This window comes from Pseudomonas sp. 18173, assembly GCF_050432945.1.
Classification (GTDB): Bacteria; Pseudomonadota; Gammaproteobacteria; order Pseudomonadales; family Pseudomonadaceae; genus Aquipseudomonas.
In genome coordinates, this window is the sequence record NZ_JBKFTN010000020.1 from 85,226 (window position 1) to 104,787 (window position 19,562).

The 19,562-nt window shown below is 62.4% G+C and carries 16 protein-coding genes and 1 pseudogene; 12 read left to right on the forward strand and 5 right to left on the reverse strand.

Annotated features, from left to right (window positions below; genetic code table 11):
- Positions 1 to 16 precede the first annotated feature (16 nt).
- The 4 genes from ACLD1X_RS21495 (at position 17) to ACLD1X_RS21510 (ending at position 3,777) form a co-directional block, all read left to right on the forward strand.
- The gene (locus ACLD1X_RS21495; RefSeq protein ID WP_429371065.1) at positions 17 to 331 is read left to right on the forward strand and encodes an SCP2 sterol-binding domain-containing protein; all 315 of its coding nucleotides are present in this window, start codon (positions 17 to 19) and stop codon (positions 329 to 331) included.
- Between the two features lie 254 nt (positions 332 to 585).
- Positions 586 to 1,449 (forward strand): LysR family transcriptional regulator, encoded by an 864-nt coding sequence (locus tag ACLD1X_RS21500; protein WP_429371067.1) that lies wholly within the window; start codon positions 586 to 588, stop codon positions 1,447 to 1,449.
- Between the two features lie 106 nt (positions 1,450 to 1,555).
- Complete coding sequence (locus ACLD1X_RS21505) at positions 1,556 to 2,701, forward strand: sterol desaturase/SRPBCC family protein (RefSeq protein ID WP_429371069.1); 1,146 nt, start codon at positions 1,556 to 1,558, stop codon at positions 2,699 to 2,701.
- Positions 2,698 to 3,777 carry an SMP-30/gluconolactonase/LRE family protein gene (locus ACLD1X_RS21510; protein WP_429371071.1) on the forward strand — a complete coding sequence of 360 codons (1,080 nt, stop codon included), beginning with the start codon at positions 2,698 to 2,700 and terminating at the stop codon, positions 3,775 to 3,777. Before ACLD1X_RS21505 ends, ACLD1X_RS21510 begins: the two co-directional genes overlap by 4 nt.
- A gap of 194 nt (positions 3,778 to 3,971) precedes the next feature.
- Here the strand turns inward: ACLD1X_RS21510 and ACLD1X_RS21515 are convergent, their stop codons facing one another.
- The 3 genes from ACLD1X_RS21515 to ACLD1X_RS21525 all read right to left on the reverse strand — a co-directional run bounded on the left by ACLD1X_RS21515 (position 3,972) and on the right by ACLD1X_RS21525 (position 7,446).
- Entirely contained in the window at positions 3,972 to 4,205 is a 234-nt protein-coding gene (locus tag ACLD1X_RS21515; RefSeq protein WP_429371073.1) for a hypothetical protein, read from the reverse strand.
- 224 nt (positions 4,206 to 4,429) lie between these two features.
- The gene (locus ACLD1X_RS21520) at positions 4,430 to 6,541 is read right to left on the reverse strand and encodes an ATP-binding protein (RefSeq protein WP_429371075.1); all 2,112 of its coding nucleotides are present in this window, start codon (positions 6,539 to 6,541) and stop codon (positions 4,430 to 4,432) included.
- Positions 6,542 to 6,756: 215 nt separating this feature from the next.
- Positions 6,757 to 7,446 carry a GntR family transcriptional regulator gene (locus tag ACLD1X_RS21525; RefSeq protein WP_429371077.1) on the reverse strand — a complete coding sequence of 230 codons (690 nt, stop codon included), beginning with the start codon at positions 7,444 to 7,446 and terminating at the stop codon, positions 6,757 to 6,759.
- Between the two features lie 140 nt (positions 7,447 to 7,586).
- Between ACLD1X_RS21525 and ACLD1X_RS21530 the strand changes: the two genes are divergently transcribed.
- The 8 genes and pseudogenes from ACLD1X_RS21530 to ACLD1X_RS21565 all read left to right on the forward strand — a co-directional run.
- Positions 7,587 to 8,672: an ABC transporter ATP-binding protein gene (locus ACLD1X_RS21530; RefSeq protein WP_429371079.1), complete on the forward strand. Its 1,086-nt coding sequence runs from the start codon at positions 7,587 to 7,589 to the stop codon at positions 8,670 to 8,672.
- Between the two features lies 1 nt (position 8,673).
- Positions 8,674 to 9,591 (forward strand): ABC transporter permease, encoded by a 918-nt coding sequence (locus ACLD1X_RS21535; RefSeq protein WP_429371081.1) that lies wholly within the window; start codon positions 8,674 to 8,676, stop codon positions 9,589 to 9,591.
- Entirely contained in the window at positions 9,588 to 10,376 is a 789-nt protein-coding gene (locus ACLD1X_RS21540) for an ABC transporter permease (RefSeq protein ID WP_429371083.1), read from the forward strand. The genes ACLD1X_RS21535 and ACLD1X_RS21540 overlap by 4 nt, the downstream gene beginning before the upstream one ends.
- A gap of 17 nt (positions 10,377 to 10,393) precedes the next feature.
- Positions 10,394 to 11,461 carry an extracellular solute-binding protein gene (locus ACLD1X_RS21545; RefSeq protein WP_429371085.1) on the forward strand — a complete coding sequence of 356 codons (1,068 nt, stop codon included), beginning with the start codon at positions 10,394 to 10,396 and terminating at the stop codon, positions 11,459 to 11,461.
- 122 nt (positions 11,462 to 11,583) lie between these two features.
- Positions 11,584 to 12,780, forward strand: a complete 1,197-nt coding sequence (locus tag ACLD1X_RS21550; protein WP_429371087.1) for an amidohydrolase family protein — start codon at positions 11,584 to 11,586, stop codon at positions 12,778 to 12,780.
- On the forward strand, positions 12,777 to 14,264 hold the full coding sequence (locus ACLD1X_RS21555; protein WP_429371089.1) for an amidohydrolase family protein: 1,488 nt from the start codon (positions 12,777 to 12,779) through the stop codon (positions 14,262 to 14,264). Before ACLD1X_RS21550 ends, ACLD1X_RS21555 begins: the two co-directional genes overlap by 4 nt.
- A gap of 12 nt (positions 14,265 to 14,276) precedes the next feature.
- Positions 14,277 to 14,939: a flavin reductase family protein gene (locus tag ACLD1X_RS21560; protein WP_429371091.1), complete on the forward strand. Its 663-nt coding sequence runs from the start codon at positions 14,277 to 14,279 to the stop codon at positions 14,937 to 14,939.
- A 39-nt stretch (positions 14,940 to 14,978) separates the two neighbouring features.
- Positions 14,979 to 15,056: pseudogene (locus ACLD1X_RS21565) on the forward strand (outer membrane lipoprotein carrier protein LolA); the annotation flags it as partial.
- A 10-nt stretch (positions 15,057 to 15,066) separates the two neighbouring features.
- Here the strand turns inward: ACLD1X_RS21565 and ACLD1X_RS21570 are convergent.
- The gene (locus ACLD1X_RS21570) at positions 15,067 to 18,165 is read right to left on the reverse strand and encodes an error-prone DNA polymerase (protein WP_429371093.1); all 3,099 of its coding nucleotides are present in this window, start codon (positions 18,163 to 18,165) and stop codon (positions 15,067 to 15,069) included.
- Complete coding sequence (locus ACLD1X_RS21575) at positions 18,141 to 19,556, reverse strand: Y-family DNA polymerase (protein ID WP_429371095.1); 1,416 nt, start codon at positions 19,554 to 19,556, stop codon at positions 18,141 to 18,143. Before ACLD1X_RS21575 ends, ACLD1X_RS21570 begins: the two co-directional genes overlap by 25 nt.
- Between the last annotated feature and the right edge of the window lie 6 nt (positions 19,557 to 19,562).

A 19,562-nucleotide genomic window follows, 5' to 3' on the forward strand; every position in this document is an offset into this window, starting at 1 on the left:
AAGAAAGGATCGAACCATGACCTCCGTAGCTGATGCCGTACAAGCAATGAAAGCCAAGTTCAACCCAGCCGCCGCTGCCGGCCTGGACCTGGTCTTCGGTTTCCGCATCGACGACTCCAAGAACTTCTCGCTGATCGTCAAGGACCAGACCTGCGAGCTGCAGGAAGGCGAGAACCCGGACGCCCAGGTGACCCTGGTGATGGACGGCGAAACCCTGGCAGGCATCGTCGACGGTTCGACTGACGGCATGCAAGCGTTCATGGGCGGCAAACTGCGCGCTGAAGGCGACATGATGCTGGCCATGAAACTGTCCGAGCTGTTCCCGTCCTAAGCACCCGGTTCCCGATCTTCGGGAACGTGCAAGGCCGCAGATGAATCCCGCCCCTCGTGGCGGGATTTGTCATTTTTACCTGCCCTGTGGCGAGGGGGCTTGCCCCCGTTGGGGCGCGAAGCGGCCCTTTAGACCCGCTCAAACATAGCGGGCTTCGGATTGACGACTGCTTCGCAGCCGAACGGGGGCAAGCCCCCTCGCCACAGGTTCGGTGGTGCTCTTACAATGTCCACACTGACAGCACCGGCCAACCCATGGACATCGACCTCGCCCGCACCTTCCTCGAAATCGTCCGCCATGGCAGCCTGGCCGCGGCTGCCGAAAAGCTCCATGTCACCCAGACCGCGATCACTGCACGGGTGCAAAAACTCGAAAGCCAACTGGGCAGCACCCTGTTCGTGCGCAACCGCGCCGGAGCCCGCCTGACGCCCAACGGTGAAGCCTTCGTGGTGTACGCCAATCAACTGGTGCAAACCTGGGAAGCCGCGCGGCGTGATTTGCCGTTGCCCGAGGGTTATCGCGATGTGCTGCACATCGGTGGCGAGGTCAGCCTGTGCAATCCGCTGATGCTGGGTTGGGCCGGTGAAATACGCGAAAAGATCCCCAGCCACGCCTTGCGCATGGAAATCCGTGATGGCGAAAACCTGCTGCGCCAACTGGAATTGGGCGTACTGGATGCCGCACTGGTATATCAGCCCGAGTATTGGCCGCGATTGCAGGTCGAGCAGATCCTTGAAGAAAAACTCATCCTCGTGCGCTCGGTCGAACGGCCCGAGCCTTACGTGTACATCGATTGGGGCCCGGGCTTTCGCCGCCAGCATGACGCTGCCCTGCCGGAAAAAGCCAAGGCCGCGCTGACCTTCAACCTTGGTCCGCTGGGTTTGCAGTACATTCTCGAAAACGGCGGTAGCGGCTATTTCCGCACCCGCGTGGTACAGCGCTACCTGGAAAGCGGTGTGCTGGAACTGGTGCCCAAGGCCCCGGAATTCAGTTATCCGACCTACCTGGTCTATTCCCGCGACCGTGACTCGCCAACCCTGCAACACGCCTTCGACCTGCTGCGCGGGGTCATCGATTCCGACGAAGACTGGTCACAGCGCTGGGACCCGCTGACCTGACAACGGTTTGCACCGGATCATGGCCGTTGTGTCCTCAAGGTTCGGCCCGCCAGACCGTCGGAATCGACTAATCTTCAGGAGATAACAATAACGACAGGTGATTGCAGTGAGGCAGACCACCGACGGATTCCGCAGCCGCTACCGCGCCGACATTCATCCGCTCTACAACCCCTGGTTGCACGGCGCTTTTGTCCTGGCGTTCGGGGTACTGGCGATCAGCATTTTCTGGAGCAACGTCCATCAGGTCACATCGGCACAATGGCTGGCGGTGCCCCTCACACTGCTGTTTTTCAACTTCGGCGTGTACATGGTGCATCGCCACCTGGGGCATCATAAAAAGAGCTTGGCCCGGCTGTTTTATGCCCGCCACGCTGGCGACCACCACAGTTTTTTCACCCCCGGCCACATGACCTATGACAGCGCCCGCGACTGGCGGGTGATTCTGTTTCCGGCATGGCTGATCGTGCTGCACACCCTCGCCGTTGCCCTGCCTCTGTGGTGGCTGCTCAAGCACATCGACACCAACGTCGCCGGATTGGTCGGCGGTTTTCTTGTCCTCGGTTACCTGGCTTATGAAGTGTTTCATGCCTGTGAGCACCTGCCGCCGCACAACCCGCTCACCCGGCTGCCGTGGATCCGCCAGATGCGCCGGCTGCACGAACTGCATCACCGCCGCGAACTGATGCAGGAGCGCAATTTCAACATCGTTTTCCCGCTGATGGACTACCTGTTCGGCACCCTCTATTGGGAGCCGGAACCTGCGCCGCACAACCCGACGAGAACGCCCATGACCCGCATGCAGCATCAGATTGTCATTGCCGGACACCCGGCAGACGTACTGGCCTACGCGAGCACCGTGACCCTTTGGCCGCAATGGCATCCCTCGTCGCTGCATATCGATGGACCAAAAGGCCCGTTGCATGCCGGCACACGTTTCGAAGAGGACATTCGCGCCGGCGGCCGCGACGGGCACTTGAGCTGGGAGGTGGCGGAGTATCTGCCTGGACGGCGCTGGAGCGCCCGGGCCCAAGGTGATCATGGCCTGTCGCTGGTGGTGACCTATGAATGCGATGCCACAGGCCAGGACACGCGTTTCGTCCGGACCCTGGAATATCAATTCAGCGGTCTGGCGATGCGGATTGCCAACCGCTTGTTGCTCAAGCGCCGCATCGATCGGGAGTCGGCCGCATCGATGCTGGCATTGCGCGACATGGCGCAGAAATACCTGGCGGCGACAGGGGTCAGCGCGTGAGCAGATTCTTCAAATGCCTGTTGCTGGTCATTGTCGTCATCGGCGCTTTCCTGCTGCTGATGCCAACCAAGGTGCGACCGGTGGCCTGGAGGCCACAACCCGCGCCGTCCCTCTCCAGTGGCATCTACGCCGACAACCAGCGACTCAAGGGCATGGAGCGCGTCGGTGCCGCCGACATCGATGGCCCGGAAGCCCTGTTGCTGGAAAATGACATGCTCATTACCGGCCTGCACGACGGTCGCCTGATCCGCACCAGCCTGGACGGCAAGACCACCAAAGTCCTGACCGACACCGGTGGCCGGCCGTTGGGCCTGGCCCGGCATCCCAATGGCCTGCTGGTGATCGCCGACGCCGTCAAAGGCTTGTTGTCACTCGATGCCCAGGGTCGCCTGGTAGCCCTGACCACTGAGGCCGGTGGCGTTCCCTTCGGTTTTACCGATGATGTGGCGATCGACAAACCGGGTCACTACGCCTATTTCAGCGATGCTTCGAGCCGATTCGGCTATGGCCACGATGGTGAAGCCGTGCTCGAACACGGTGGCGACGGCCGCCTGCTGCGTTATGACTTCCAGACCGGCAAGACATCGGTTGTGCTGGACAAGCTGGAGTTTGCCAACGGCGTGACCCTGGGGCCGGACGATGCCTACGTACTGGTCAATGAAACCGGCGCCTACCGCATCAGCCGTTACTGGCTCAGCGGCCCCAAGGCCGGCACCCATGACCTGTTCATCGACAACCTGCCGGGGCTGCCGGACAACCTGTCGTTCAATGGTCACGACCGGTTCTGGGTGGCGCTGTATGCCCCGCGAAATGCCTTGCTCGACGGCACGGCAGCGCATCCGTTCGTGCGCAAGATGATCGTGCGGGCCATGACCGTCCTGCCCAAACCCGTGGAAAAACGCGGGTTTGCCCTGGGCCTGGACCTGGAGGGCAAAGTGATCGCCAACCTGCAGGACGGCAGCAGCGACAACTACTCCCCCATCACCACGGTGCGCGAGTATGGGGACTGGCTGTATTTCGGTTCGCTGAAAGCGCAGAACATGGCGCGGTTGCCGTTGAACAAGGCATTGCAATGAGCAAGCGCCGCCTCTGATTCACCCTCCCACTTGCAGGAGCGAGCTCGCTCGCGATAAACCCGAGAACGCCGCGGGGCACCTGCCAACCAGCGTTATCGTTGACGACCATCGCGAGCGAGCTCGCTCCTACAGGGGACGGTGTTCCGTTGACCAGGGTATTCGGGCGGGGTTTCTGGTTGCCGTTCCAGGCTGGATCAGGACGATGAGTCAAGTTGCCTGACGATCTTGTCCTTGACCTCCAGGCGCTTCGCCTTGAGCTTCGTCACCATGTCATCGCTGGATTTGGCCTCCTCCGCCTTCACCACATCGGCATCCGCCAGGGAATACTTGTTAAGCAGTGAATCCAGTAACGGATCCTTGGTGCGTTTCTGCTGGATCTCTTCCTTTGAGCGTTTCAGATCCTGATAAAGGTCATGGGGCACCGGCATGGAACACCTCCGTTTGTTAATCGGTAGCAAGCGCGATTGATTGCGTTCACCAACTATCAGAATGGCCTCGGTTAGCCCGTTCTGTCGACCACCTGTCAGACCAGCGGTGTCCGTTCGTCGTCCTGACGCAAAGTCGATAAACATTCGCCTGCGCCGACGCCTCCAGCGGTAGACGATCACTCGGTCGTCTTTTGAAAACCCGTATGGAGAGTCACCTGTTCTGGTCAGCCGTTAAGCACCGTGCGCACCATTTTCCTGAGCGCCTCAGGATTGTAGGGTTTGCTCAGCAGGTGGGTGTCAGGGCTGAGCTGGTGATTGCGCGAGATGATGTCGCGGGTATGCCCCGAGGTGAACAGCACGGCCACCGGAGGCTCCTGCACTTTCGCCCAGGCGGCCAGGTCCGAACTCTTGATCAGGCCGGGCATGACCACGTCGGTGAATATCAGGTCCACCGCCAGCCCTTCCAGCAACATTTGCATGGCGACGTCACCATTGGTGGCCGTGAGGATCTGGTAGCCCTCTTCGCGCAACAACTCCACCACCGACACCCGCACCGCCTCATTGTCTTCGACCACCAGGATCCGCTCGTGCCCGCCGCGCTGCGGTACATCGGGGCTCAACGCTTCGCTGGGTGCCGCGCGCAAGGTGCGCGGGAAGTACAACTGCACCCGGGTACCCTGCCCGACGTCGCTGGCGATCTCGATATGACCGCCACTCTGCTTGACGAAACCGAACACCATGCTCAATCCCAGCCCGGTGCCCTGACCGTCGGCCTTGGTGGTGAAAAACGGTTCGAACGCCTGGGCCAGCACCTGCGGCGGCATGCCGACGCCGGTATCCGCCACGGACACCCGCACATAGTCACCGGCGGCAATGCCCTTTGCGGCGCAAAACTTGCGATCGAGGCTGATGTTTTCCGCGCAAAGGTCAATCCGGCCCTCGCCTTGCAGGGCGTCACGGGCATTGATCGCCAGATTGAGAATGGCGTTTTCCAGTTGATTGCGATCGACAAACACATTCCAGGAGTCTTCCGGTGCCGTCATGTGCACCTGCAGGGATTCACCCAAGGCACGCAGCAACAGCTCCGCCAGGCCATCGAAAATCTGCCGCAGCGTGAAGACCGCAGGCGACAACGGCTGGCGGCGGGCGAATGCGAGCAATTGCGACGACAGCTTGGCACCGCGCTCGACAGCGGCAATCGACGCCGCGACCCGGCGCTGTACATTGGCGTTACCCGGCTCATGGCGCGCCAGCAGGTGCAGGTTGCCGGCGATCACTTGCAACAGGTTGTTGAAGTCATGAGCCACGCCACCGGTGAGGCCGCCGATGGCCTCGAGTTTCTGTGACTGGCGCAATTGCTCTTCCGCCGCCAGACGCGCCTCGACCTCATCGGCCACCCGTTGCTCCAGGTTGCGGGTGAACTTGAGCAGGGATTCTTCGGCGGTCTTGCGTTCGTGAATATCGATCAGCACACCGGGGAAGCGAAACGCCTCGCCTTGCTCGTCGAACTCGCAACAGCCGCTGGCGAGTACCCAGAGGTAACTGCCGTCGGGGCGCTGGATCCGGTACTCGACGTTGTAGGGTTCACCGGTCTCGACCGACAGTGTGATGCGCTCCTGAACCCAGCTGCGATCGTCCGGGTGGATCCGGCTTTCAGCGATGTCCTGGGGCAGGTTTTGCAAGTCTTGCCCCGGTGGATAGGAAAACGCGCGGGCGAAGCGCTCATCACCCGACAACACGTTGGTCTTGATGTCCCAGACAAAGGAGCCGAGCAAGGCACCGGCATTCAGCGCCAGCCGTACCCGTTCATTGTCGGCGCGATAGGCGTCTTCAGCCGCCTGTCGCCGACGTTCGGATATCACCCATTCGGTGGTTTCCACCACCATGGCCATGACCCCGGCCGGACGACCGTCATCGTCGGCCACCGGGCTGTAATAGAGGTCGAGCCAGACATCCTCGGGAATACCGTCGCGCAGCAGTACCAGGACTTTATTGCGATAGGACAAGGTGCCGCCCGCCAGGCAGGTATCCACCACATGGCGATTGAATTCAGCGACTTCGGGCCAGCCCAGTTCGACCGTAGAGCCCAGCAGGTAAGGATGACGTCCACCGGCAAACTTGGAATAGGCGTCGTTGTAGATCATGTACCCCGACTGTCCCCAGAGCATCACCATCGGCAACGGCGAGGCAAGCATCAACTGCACTGCACCGCTCAGGCTTTTCGACCATGAATCGAGTGGGCCAAGTTCAGTCGGGCTCCAGTCGAACGCACGAATGCGCCCGGCCATCTCGCCGTTCCATCCGGCACACCCGTGGCTATCCGCTAGAAACTGCATCGGCTGGCTCAATCCCGGTAAATTTCACCCGTTTGTTTCGAGCATTCTGGACGCTATTCGTTTCATAGAGGTATAGCTGATTCTCACGGGCCACTGGAGGTCCACTGTGGGAGCGAGCCTGCTCGCGAAGGCGGTGTATCAGCAGACGAACAGGTTGAATGACACACCGCTTTCGCGAGCAAGCCCGCTCCCACAGTTTTGATCTTCAGTGGGGTCTAGACCTCAATCAAATGCTTGAGCGGGTTGTAGCTGGTTTTCAACGTAGCCGCGACGTCGAGAATGGCCTTCTCGATGCCATTCAGATGCATGCAGGTCAGCTCGATGGCCGCGCTCTGGTTGCCCGCTTCGATGTACTCGATCAGTCGCAGGTGTTCATCGTCGCGGCAGGCTTCATGGCTGTCGTCGTCCAGTGCGGCGGCATACAGCGACGCCCGGGAAATCAGCTTCTGGAACCAGTCGAGCAGCACCGGGTTATTGAGGCTGCGGGCCAGCTTGATGTGGAACTCGCCGAGCAGGTGAATCAGGCGCTCGTGATCACCGCTTTGATGCGCTTCATCCTCCAGCAGCAAGTGATCGCGCAGATCCCGGGTCACCGCCGTATCGCGGCGGCGGCACAGTTCAATGACGATACCGATCTCGACCAGACGCCGGGTTTCGAACAGCGAACGGATCTCCTCGTCACTGGGCAACGACACCGATGCACCTTTATTGGGCTCGGTGGTGACCAGTCCATCGGCTTCCAATTGCTTGAGCGCAGCCCGGACAGACGTGCGGCTGACATTGAACAACTCGGCCAACGAGGCTTCGCCCAGTTTCATTCCCGGACGCAGCGAGCGCTTGCTGATCGCCTCGTAAACCCCTTGGTAGACGCGGTCGACCGTGGTTTCCAGTTTCTTTTCCGCCATTCATCAACTCCTTCAGCCCTGTGCAAACAACCCTGGCGGATGAACAGCCATTGAAAAAGGGGCTTGCACGGGCAGGTTAATCCGGGTATTTCTAAATTGCATCCAGATTTTGCATACAATAATTAGAGGAATGCACCATTATGGGTCATCCAGTTGCAATTGAAGTGCGAAACGTCTCCAAACGCTATTCCGACGATCCGGGGCTTGCACCCGCCCTCGACAATGTATCCGTGGACATTGCCGACAACGAATTCTTCACCCTGCTCGGCCCTTCCGGCTGTGGCAAGACCACCCTGTTGCGCACCATTGCCGGCTTCGAACACGTCAGCGACGGCGAGATTCGTCTCGCGGGTGAGCCGGTCAACGATTTGCCGCCGTTCAAGCGTCGGGTCAACACGGTGTTCCAGAGCTACGCACTGTTTCCGCACATGAGTGTTGCGCAGAATATCGCCTTCGGCCTCGAGATGCAGGGTCTTGATCGCAAACTGATCCCGCAACGGGTCGACGAGATGCTCGCGCTGGTGCAAATGCAGCACCTGGCCAGGCGCAAACCCGCCGAACTGTCCGGCGGCCAGCAGCAACGGGTGGCTCTGGCCCGGGCCCTGGCGCCGAAACCGAAGGTGCTGTTGCTGGATGAACCGCTGTCGGCCCTGGACCTCAAGCTGCGCAAGGAAATGCAGGTCGAACTCAAGCGCGTGCAGAAGGAAGCCGGGATCACCTTCATTTTCGTCACCCACGATCAGGAAGAAGCCCTGACCCTGTCCGATCGCATCGCCGTGATGTCCGCCGGCAAGATCCTGCAAATCGGCACGCCCAATGACATCTACGAGCGTCCGCAGCACCAGTTCGTCGCGCAATTCATCGGTGATATCAACTTTCTCCCCGGCCACCTCAAGCGCGGCCAGCAGAACGAAAAGCTCTTCGTACCCAACGGCATGCCGGTGGAGATTCCCTGCCCGGCCCAGGGCTTCGATGGCAGCAAGGTGCAACTGGCATTCCGCCCCGAGCGTTCGCAACTGGTCGAGCCGACCCAGCCCCACCACCTGCGCGGCGTGATCGAAGCCGTGCTGTATGTCGGCACGGCCACGCTCTACCAATGCCGCCTGAACAACGACATCAAGGTCATGCTGCGCGAGAACAACGAAGGCCTGAGCCACGGGCGGGTGGTGGGCGATCGCGTCGCGGTCAACCTGCCGCCCCACGCCTGCCTGTTGATGGAGGCCTGAGATGAGCGTCAGCAGCACTTCCCCGGCCCTCAACCGCGCGCTGTTGCTCAGCCCGGTAGTCCTGACCCTGCTGGCCCTGATCGCCATTCCACTGGGCATCATGGGCTACATCAGCCTGTTGCCACGCAACGTCTATGGCGGCGTCGACTGGCAGGCCAACTGGCAATTGCAAAGTTATGTGCAGCTGTTTTTCCAGGAAGGTTTCGACGGTGAGCTTGAGCTCAATTGGGTCTACGCCCAGGCACTGATCCGTTCGGTATTCCAGGCCGGTGGCACCACGGTCCTGTGTTTCCTGTTCGGCTTCCCGGTGGCGCTGTGGATGTCGAGCCTCACGCCGCGGCGACGCAACCTGATGGTGTTGCTGATCACCATCCCGTTCTGGACCAACCTGCTGATCCGCAACTACGCGTGGCTGATCATCCTGCGCGAACAGGGCTGGGTCGCCCAGAGCCTCAACGCGCTGTTGCCCCAGGCCGGCGGCATCACCCTGCTCTACAACGACTTCGCGGTCAGCGTCGGGCTGGTCTACAGCTTCCTGCCGTTCATGATCCTGCCGATCTATTCGACCCTGGAAAAACTCGACTGGCGTCTGGTGGAGGCCGCCTATGACCTGGGTGCCAATCGCTGGCACGCATTGCGCCGGATCATTCTGCCGCTGTCGATGCCGGGGGTGATTGCCGGTGCGTTGCTGGTGTTCGTGCCAAGCCTGGGCGCCTTCATTACCCCGGCGATCCTCGGCGGCGGCAAGACGCTGATGATCGGCAACCTGATCCAGCAGCAGTTCGGCACCGCGCGCAACTGGCCGCTGGGCAGCTCGCTGTCGTTCCTGTTGCTGGGGATCATGTTGCTGTCCCTGGTGCTCTACGCCCTCTATAGCCGCAATGCCGCCAAGGCCCACCGCCCGGGAGCCCAAGCATGATCGCCCTGCACCTGAAGAAGCTGCCGCTGACCCGTGAAGTCAGCTTGTTGATGTTGGCCTATCTGTACCTGCCGATTTTCGTGTTGATCGCCTACAGCTTCAACGCCAACCGCTCGGCGACAGTGTGGACCGAGTTCTCGCTGGACTGGTACGGGCGCATCCTGGCCAACCCGTCGATCCAGACTGCCGCGCTGAACTCGATCATCGTCGCCGGCATCGCCACGGTGTGCGCCACGGCAATTGCCTTGCTCGCGGCGCTGGCGACTTACCGGCCGTTCTACGGACAGAAAATGGTCGAAGGCGGGATCAACCTGCCGCTGATCCTGCCGGAGATAGTCACCGCCGTGGCCACCCTGCTGCTGTTCATGGCACTGGGGATCAAGCTCGGTTTGCTGACGGTGATCATCGCCCACATCGGCTTCTGCATTCCCTTTGCCTACCTGCCGATCCGCGCGCGGCTCAATGACCTGGACAAGAGCCTGCTGGAAGCGGCGAACGACCTGTACGCCAACCCCTGGCAGGTGTTTCGCCGGGTGACCTTGCCGCTGCTGTGGCCGGCGGTGCTCTCAGGTTCGGTGCTGGCATTCGTGGTCAGCCTCGACGATTTCATCATGACCTTCTTCGTCGCCGGGCCGGGGTCGACAACCTTGCCGGTGTACATCTTCTCAGCCATCAAGGCCGGCGTGACGCCGGAGATCAACGCGATCTCGACCCTGATGCTGGTGATATCCATCGTGCTGGTGGTGCTGGCCTTCTGGCTGGGACAGCGCGGTAAACAACAATAAGCCTGGAGACTTCTTTTATGAGCAAGAAAGTGAAAAGCATGAGTTTCGCCGTTGCCGGTCTGGCCTTGAGTTGCTTCACCGCGTTCACGGCGCTCAGCGCCCAGGCCGCCGAGCCCAAGGAACTGTTCTTCTACAACTGGACCGACTACTACCCGGTCGACCTGCTGGCCAAGTTCGAAAAGGAGACCGGCATCAAGGTCACCATGGACGGCTACGACAGCAACGAGACCCTGCTGGCCAAGCTGCAGGCCGGCGGCGCGGCCTATGACGTGATCGTGCCGTCGCAATCGATCATGCGCACCCTGATCAACCAGAACCTGCTGCTGGAAATCGACGCCTCGACCCTGCCGAACTTCCAGTACGTCAAACCGGCGTTCCGCGACCCGAGCTTCGACCCCGGTCGCAAGTTCTCGGCGCCGTACCTGTGGGGCACCACCGGGTTCTCCTATGACAGCGCACGGGTGCCCGGCGGCAAACTCGACGACTCGTGGAAAGAGTTCTTCGAGCCACGCAAGGAGCTGCAAGGCCAACTCGCCGCCCTCGACACCTCCAGCAGCGTGATCAACGCCGCCAGCCACTACCTGAATGTCGATGAATGCAGCGAAAACCCGCAGGACGCCAAGCGCATCCTCGAACTGCTGCAAAAACAGAAGCCGTTCCTGAAGATGTACAGCTCGGACAACACCGTCGACCGCATGGCCAGCGGTGAAGTGATCATGATGCAGAACTGGAACGGTTCTACAGCGCGGGCCACCCTGCAGAAGAGCACCATCAAGTACGTGTATCCGAAAGAAGGCCTGGCCATGTTCCAGGACAACTTCGCCGTACCGAAAAGCGCGCCGCACCCTGGCAACGCGAAGATCTTCATCGACTGGATGATGAAACCGGAAAACGCCGCCGCCGTGTCCAACGCCATCGCCTACGACAACGGCATCCAGAGCGACAAGCTGATCGACGCCAAATGGCGCGTCATGGACGCCATCAACATGCCCGACGAATTCGCCTCGCGCCTGCGCCCGGAAAAGGAATGCAGCAACAAGGCACGTGAGCTGCAGGACCGCATCTGGGCCAAGCTCAAGGGCTGATCCCAAACCGAGTCGCGGCCTTCGCGAGCAAGCCCGCTCCCACATTTGAAATGCATTCCCCTGTGGGAGCGGGCTTGCTCGCGAAGAGGCCCGCCCTGACAACACAAAACATGAGGTATGCAATGACCCAACCCCGCTGGCTACGCAACGTGCGCCCCTACGGCTCAACCGCCGAAGACCTGCTGATCGAGAACGGGCGGTTCACCCAGCGTCGCCCTGCATCGACCACCGAACTGCTGGCCACCGACATTGACGGCCAGAACCAGTTGCTCACACCCGCACTGGTGGAAAGCCACGTGCACCTGGACAAAACCCTCTGGGGCCAGCCATGGCGTCCCAACAGCGCCGGCCCGACCCTCAAGGACTACATTGCCAACGAACGGCGCATCCTGCGCGAAGTCACCACACCGATTGCGCAACGGGCCGGCGCCCTGCTGGAAAACTGCATCGCCCGTGGCTCGCTGACCATGCGTTGCCACGTCGACATCGACCCGGAGTTTGGCCTGCGGCATGTCGAGGCCATGCAACAGCTGCGTGAAACCTACCGTGACCTGATCGACCTGCAACTGGTGGTGTTCCCGCAAACCGGCCTGATCAGTCGCCCCGGCACCGCCGAACTGATGCGCGAAGCCATGGCCCTGGGCGTGGAGAACGTCGGCGGGCTGGACCCGTGCGGCATCGATAACGATCCGGTTGCACAACTGGATTTCGTGTTCAGCCTGGCCAGCGAATTCGACCGTGGTATCGATATTCACCTGCACGACAAGGGTGAACTGGGCCTGTGGCAGATCGCGCTGATCGCCGACTACACCGAGCGCTTCGCTCGCCAGGGCCGGGTGATGATCAGCCATGCGTACTGCCTGGGGATGTTGCCATGGAGCCAGGTCAAACCGGTGGCCGAGCGTCTGGCGGCACTGGGCATTTCGCTGATGAGTTCGGCCCCGGCCGATTGCGCGGTGCCGCCGTTCCTGGCCCTGCGCGAAACCGGCGTGAACTTGTGCCTGGGCTCCGACGGCATTCGCGATGCCTGGTCGCCCATGGGCAACGGCGACATGCTGGAACGGGCGATGCTGCTGGCGTTCCGCTTCGACCTGGGCAAGGACGAAGAGCTGGCGGCGGTCTTCGCGGCGGCAACCGCCAATGGCGCCCAGGCACTGGGTCGCGAAGCCAATCGCCTGGCGATCGGCCAGCCGGCAGACTTCCTGCTGATGCCGGTGCAAACACTGGGTGAAGCGGTGGTTTCACGGCCGCTGCGTCAGGTCTATCGCGCGGGTCAGTTGATTGCGGCGGGTGGCCGCTTGCTGGAAAGCCGTCTGTGAAGCGCATCGGCTTGCGCGCCAGTTGCGTGGTCGGCTTCGACGGCACCCGGCATGTGCTGTGGCGCGACGGCGAAGTGGTGTTCGCCGGCTCGCGCATCGAGTTTGTCGGGCGCGGTTATCCGGGCCCGGTCGATCAGTGGATTGATTATGGCAACGCGCTGATCGGCCCCGGCTTCATCGATCTGGATGCCCTCGGCGATCTCGATTCCACGGTACTGACCCTGGACAACGGCGACGAGCGCGACATGGGCCGGATGTGGTCGGCGCAGTATCTGGCGCGTGGATCGCGGGAAAGCTACAGTCCCGAAGAAGAAGTCTTCAAATACCGCTACGCCTTCACGCAACTGATCCGCAACGGCATCACCACGGCCATGCCGATCACCTCGATGTATTACCGCGAGTGGGCCGAGACCTACGACGAGTTTGCGGCAGTAGCCGATGTGGCGGCCGAGCTGGGGCTGCGCACTTACCTCGGTCCTTGCTACATGAGCGGCATGAGTTACTGGCAGGCCGACGGTACGCTGGCCCACCGCTGGGACGAAGCCTGGGGCATGGCCGGCCTCGATGCCGCCGAACGGTTTTTCCGCGATTTCGACGGCGCGAATGGCGGCCTGATTCGCGGCGCGCTGCTGCCGGACCGCATCCAGACTTGCACCCCGGCGCTGTTGCAACGCACCGCTGCGTTGAGCCGCGAGTTGAAGGCACCGATGCGTTTGCATTGCTGCCAGGGCCTGGGCGAAGTGGCGATGGTCGAACAACTGCGCGGCGCTTCGCCACTGGGCTGGTTGCAGCAGCTTGGGCTTCTGAACCCACGCAGCCTGCTGCCCCACGGCATCTACACCCGCGGTGACGACGACTTGCAGCGAGTGGTGGACGGCGGCGCCAGTCTGGTGCATTGCCCGGTGGTGTTCGCCCGCGATGGCGAGGCGCTGAACTCGTTCGGACGCTATCGGGCCAAGGGCATCAACTTCGCCCTGGGCACTGACACCTGGCCGGCGGACTTGCTCGACAACATGCGCCAGGGCTTGAACATCGCCCGCCTGATGGAAGGCGGTAACGACCTGACCCGCGCGCTGGACCTGTACAACGCCGCGACACTCGGCGGCGCCACGGCTTTGGGGCGCGACGATCTCGGGCGCCTGGCGCCGGGGTGCAAGGCCGATATCACCGTGTTCAACCTGCGTGGAATGCACCTGGGACCGCTATTCGATCCGCTGAAAAATCTTCTGCTGGCCGGTCGTGGTGACGACTGCATCGCCAGCTACATCGATGGCCGCTGCGTGATGCAGGACGGCCAGGTCAAGGGCGTCGATTACCCCGCCCTGCAACGTCAGGCCCAACGGCAATTCGAAACACTGATGCGCAGCCACAGCGACCGGGCCTTTGGCCAACCGGACTGGAAAAGCCTGTTCCAGCCAGCCATCCCGTTCGCCGACGACTACAGCGCACAGGCGCCACTGAGCGCGATCGATCCCCTTCTTTAGAGAATTCTGCCCATGCAAAGCTTCGACTTCAGCCAACTGAGCCCACGGGACAAATACAAGATCCTGATCGGCAGCGTCGTGCCACGGCCGATTGCCCTGGTCACCACCGTCGACGGCGAAGGCCGGGTCAACGCGGCACCGTTCAGCTTCTTCAATGCGCTGTCGGCCGATCCGCCGATCCTGGCCCTGGGCGTGGAAAACTACGGCGATCAGAGCCCCAAGGACACCACCCGCAATATTCAGCTCAACCAGGAATTCACCGTGAACATCGTCAGCGATGCACTGGTGGAAGCCATGAACGTCTGCGCCGTGCCCTTCGCCCCCGGCTTCGATGAACTGACCGCCGCCGGCCTCACCGCCATCCCCGGCACCACGGTCAAATGCCCGCGCATCGGTGAGGCCCCGGTGGCGCTGGAGTGCCGGCGGATGATGGCGCTGTCCATCGGCCAATCCCGGGAAATCATTTTCGGTGAAGTGCTGATGGCCCATGTGCGCGACGAACTGATCGACCCGGAAACCCTGTACATCGATCAACTGGGTCTGGATGCGATCGGACGCATGGGCGGGCATGGCTATGCGCGCACGCGGGATTATTTCGATTTGCCGACACGTTCATTGCAGGCATGGACGGAAGCGCCGGGCGGTGGGGAGCGGTTTTGGCCGCTGGGCAAGTAGCAATTTACACATAAACCTGTAGGAGCGAGCCTGCTCGCGATGGTCGTCAACGATACCGCTGGTAACCTGACACCCCGCGGCGCTCTCAGGTTCATCGCGAGCAAGCTCGCTCCTACAGGGGGGGTTGTCAGTGAAAATCCCGGCTACGCACAGTGATGCCATCCAGTAGCGGGCTCAGGTCACTCAAGCGCCCGGCAATCAGGTGCCGCACCTCGCCCTCCTTCTCCCAGCGGCCATCGACCTTGAGCAGTTGCGAGCCGACCAGCACCCGGCGCTGTCGCTCGGCCAGGTCACGCCAGACCACCACGTTGACGTTGCCGAACTCGTCCTCAAGGGTGACGAACGTCACGCCGCTGGCAGTGGCCGGGCGTTGTCGGCCGGTGACCAGCCCGGCGACGCTGACCGGCCGACCGTGCTCGACGTCCAGCAACTCCTGCGAACTGCGGCAGCGCCGCGCCTTCAACTCACTGCGCAACAGGGCCAGCGGATGCGGCCCGAGGGTGGTGCCGACACTGGCGTAATCGGCTTGCAGGTCCTCGCCCACCGTGGGTTTTGGCAGCGACACCGCGTCCTCCTCCCGGCTCGGCAGGCCGGCAAACAAACCCAGCTGCTTTTCTACCCCGGCCACTTCCCAGCGTGCCCGGTGCCGGTCGCCGGCCAGGCCACGCAACGCACCGGCATCGGCCAGTTGCTCCTGGGCTCGGGCATCGAGTCGCGCCCGTTCACCGAGGTCGGCGATGTCGGCAAACGCACCTTTCGAGCGGGCCGCCTCGATGCGCCGCGCATCGTCCTCACGAAAGCCCTTGATCATGCGCATGCCCAGGCGAATCGCCGGTTGCGCACCGCTGACCGGTTCCAGGCTGCAATCCCAGTCACTGGCGCGCACGTCCACCGGGCGAACCTGCAAATGATGACGGCGAACGTCCTGCAGAATCTGGTCCGGGCTGTAGAAGCCCATCGGCCAACTGTTGATCAGCGCGCAGGCGAAGGCTGCCGGCTCATGGCATTTCAGCCAGCAACTGGCGTAAGTCAGCAAGGCGAAACTGGCGGCGTGGGACTCGGGAAAACCGTAGCTGCCAAAGCCCTTGATCTGCTCGAAGATCTGCGCGGCGAATTCCGCCGTGTAGCCCTTTTTCTTCATGCCGGCGGCCAGCCGGTCCTTGTGCGGTTCCAGCCCGCCATGGCGCTTCCAGGCGGCCATGGAGCGGCGCAGCTGATCGGCCTCGCCGGGGCTGTAGTCGGCGGCGACGATGGCGATCTGCATCACTTGCTCCTGAAACAGCGGTACGCCCAGTGTGCGTTTCAACACCTCGCGCAACTCTTCGGAGGGATAGCTCTCGAGCTCTTCCTTGTTTCGTCGCCGCAGATAGGGATGCACCATGCCGCCCTGAATAGGCCCCGGACGCACGATGGCCACCTCGATCACCAGGTCATAGAACTTGCGGGGCTTGAGCCTGGGCAGCATCGACATTTGCGCCCGGGATTCGATCTGGAACACGCCGATGGTGTCGGCACGACCGATCATGTCGTAGGTTTGCGAGTCTTCAGAGGGGACCGTCGCCAGGCTCAAATCCAGATTGCGATGACGGCGCAACAGATCAAAGCAACGGCGTATCGCACTGAGCATGCCCAGCGCGAGGATATCGACCTTCAACAGACCGACCGCGTCCAGATCGTCCTTGTCCCACTGAATGATCGTGCGCTCGGCCATCGCGGCGTTTTCCACTGGCACGAGGTGGTCCAGCGGCTGCTCGGAAATGACGAAGCCTCCGGGGTGCTGGGACAGGTGCCGGGGAAACCCGATCAGTTGCTGCGTCAAACTCAATACCCGACGCAGCACCGGGCTTTCGGGGTCGAAACCGCCCTCACGCAGGCGCTCCACGGGCGGTGTTTCGTCACTCCAGTGACCACAGCAATCGGCCAGGGCATTGATCTGGTCTGGCGGCAGCCCCAACGCCTTGGCCACATCGCGCACCGCACCGGCTGCATGGTAAGTGCTGACCACGGCCGTCAGTGCCGCGCGGGTTCGACCATAGCGCTGGAACACGTACTGCAAGACTTCTTCGCGGCGTTCGTGCTCGAAGTCCACATCGATATCCGGCGGTTCGTTGCGCTCCCTGGAGAGAAAACGCTCAAACAGCATGTTCATGCGCTCGGGGTCGATCTCGGTGATGCCCAGGGCGAAACACACCGCCGAGTTGGCCGCCGAGCCCCGGCCCTGGCAGAGAATCTTCTCGCGCCGGGCGAAGGCGACGATGTCCTGAACGGTCAGGAAATAGCTTTCGTAACCCAGCTCGGCGATCAGCCCGAGTTCCTTGTCGATCAGCCCGCGAACCTTGTCGCTTGCACCGTCGGGCCATCGTTCGCGAATGCCGCGCTCGGTCAACTCCCGCAGCCAGGACTGCGCGCTGTGCCCTTGCGGCACCAGCTCGCGGGGATATTGATAACGCAATTGGCCGAGGTCGAAGGTGCAGCGCCGGGCAATGGCCAGCGTTTCTGCCAGCAGGTCTGGCGGATAAAGCGCCTGCAACACGTCGAGACTGCGCAGATGGCGTTCGCCGTTGGGATGCAGGCGCAACCCGGCATCGGCCACCGGCAGGTGATGACGGATCGCCATCATGGTGTCCTGCAAGGCGCGTCGGCCGCGAGCGTGCATGTGCACATCGCCACTGGCCACGGGGGGAATCCGCAGCTCCCTGGACAGGCTCAGCAGATCGCCCAGGCGCCGGGTATCGTCCTGACCGCGATGCAGTTGCACCGCCAGCCACAGGCGTTCGGCGAAAACCTGCTTGAGCCAGCGCCCCTGCTCGAAGTCATCCACCGCGTCCGGCACCCACAATGCCAGCAGCCCCGGCAACGTTTCGCTGAAGTCTTCGCGCAGCAGCTGATACTGGCCTTTCTGCGTGCGCCGCCGGGCGCGGGTGATCAATCGGCACAGCGCCTGGTAGCCCTCGAGGTTCTCCACCAGCAGCACCAGTTTCGGACCGTTCTCGATGCGTATTTCACTGCCGATGATCAGCGGCAACTCCACGGACTTCGCCGCTTGCCAGGCGCGAACGATGCCCGCCAGGGTGCATTCGTCGGTGATCGCCAGGGCTTGATAACCCTGCTTTTTCGCGCGCTGGAACAGCTCGAGGGCACTGGACGCCCCGCGCTGGAAGCTGAAGTTAGACAGGCAGTGCAATTCGGCATATTCGATGCTCATGCGAACCAGCCCTGCAGCCACAACGGGCCATCCTCACCGACCACCCGGTAGGCCCAGCCCTGCTGGCCGGCACGGGTTTCGATCAGGTAATAGTCACGGCGCACGTCGTCGCCGTCCCACCAGCCGGACTCGATACGCTCCGGCCCCATGAGGATGCGCGCCGAGCCCTGATGCACGGCCAAGGGTTCAGTCAGCAGCCAGCCCGGCCGTTTCACGGCGGCCGGCACCGTGCAAGGCTGGCTGTCGGCACTGGCCCGCCATGCGCACTCGGGGCGGTGATCGGCCTGGAAACCCAAGCCATGTACCGCGTCATCCCCCAACCGTGCACGCAGGCGTTCGCGCAGTTGCTCCCAAGGCAAGGACTGCTGCGGGCGATCGTCGAACAGTTCCCGATGCTGGGGCACGAAGGCCGGCAAATCCTCGGCGCGCAAGCGAAAGCCGCGCACCGGCGCCTCGACCTGGACTTGCTCCAGCCGCCCCCGGGCCAGCTCGAAGAGCATCGCCGGATCGCGCTCGGCGCTGAGCAGGCCGACCTTGATGACCGTGTCCGGCAACCCGGCATGTTCCAGATGCAGGTCGAAACGCTGTACACCGCTGTCGCGACCGCAGAGGAGCGCCGACAGGTCGCCAGTCAGCCGGCGCAACGGAAACAGCAAGGCTTGATGGGACTGCACATCGAAATTGAGCTCGATACGCACATCGAAGCGGTCCGGCGGCAGGTAAAACGCCAGCGCCAGCCGCCGCAAACCCGACAGGGCATCCAGATGCTTGAGCACCTGGACCTCGAAACGCCGGGCCAGGCTGTGCCTGGGCAACGCCTGCACCTGGCTCAAGGTGCGCAGGCCCATGCGCGACAAGGCCGTGGCGACCGATGCCTCGAGGCCGATGCGGTCGACGGGCATTTGCCCCAGATGATGCGGCAAGGCTTGATCGTCCGGCACCACCAGGCCGTCATGGACGTTGGCCAGCACCCGCGCCGCCACCGGGTTGGGCGCGGCCACGATGCGGTGCCGAAACCCCAGCTCACCGAGTTCACGGCGCAAAAGCGCTTCGAATTGCGGCCACGCGCCGAACAGGCCGAGGCTGGATTCGATCTCGAACACCACGGCCCGGGGGTAATGCACGCTGACCTGGGAACTGAAGCGATAGGCCCAGGCGGCAAGAAACTGCTGCCAGTGTTCGATCTCAGCGGCGTCGTATTCGGCCGTGACAAAGCCTTTGCTCAAGGCCTGTGCCGCGCTCATGGACTGGCCGGGACGCAAACCCAGCGCCCGCGCCGCCTCGTTGACCGCCTGCAGCACCCGGCGCTGGGCCGGGCCGGTCAGCAACGCCAGGGGTTCATCGGGATCGGCACGCTGACGCAGTACCGCATCCAGCGCCAATTGCGGGAAAACAATGCAGACCCAGCGCATGGCAAC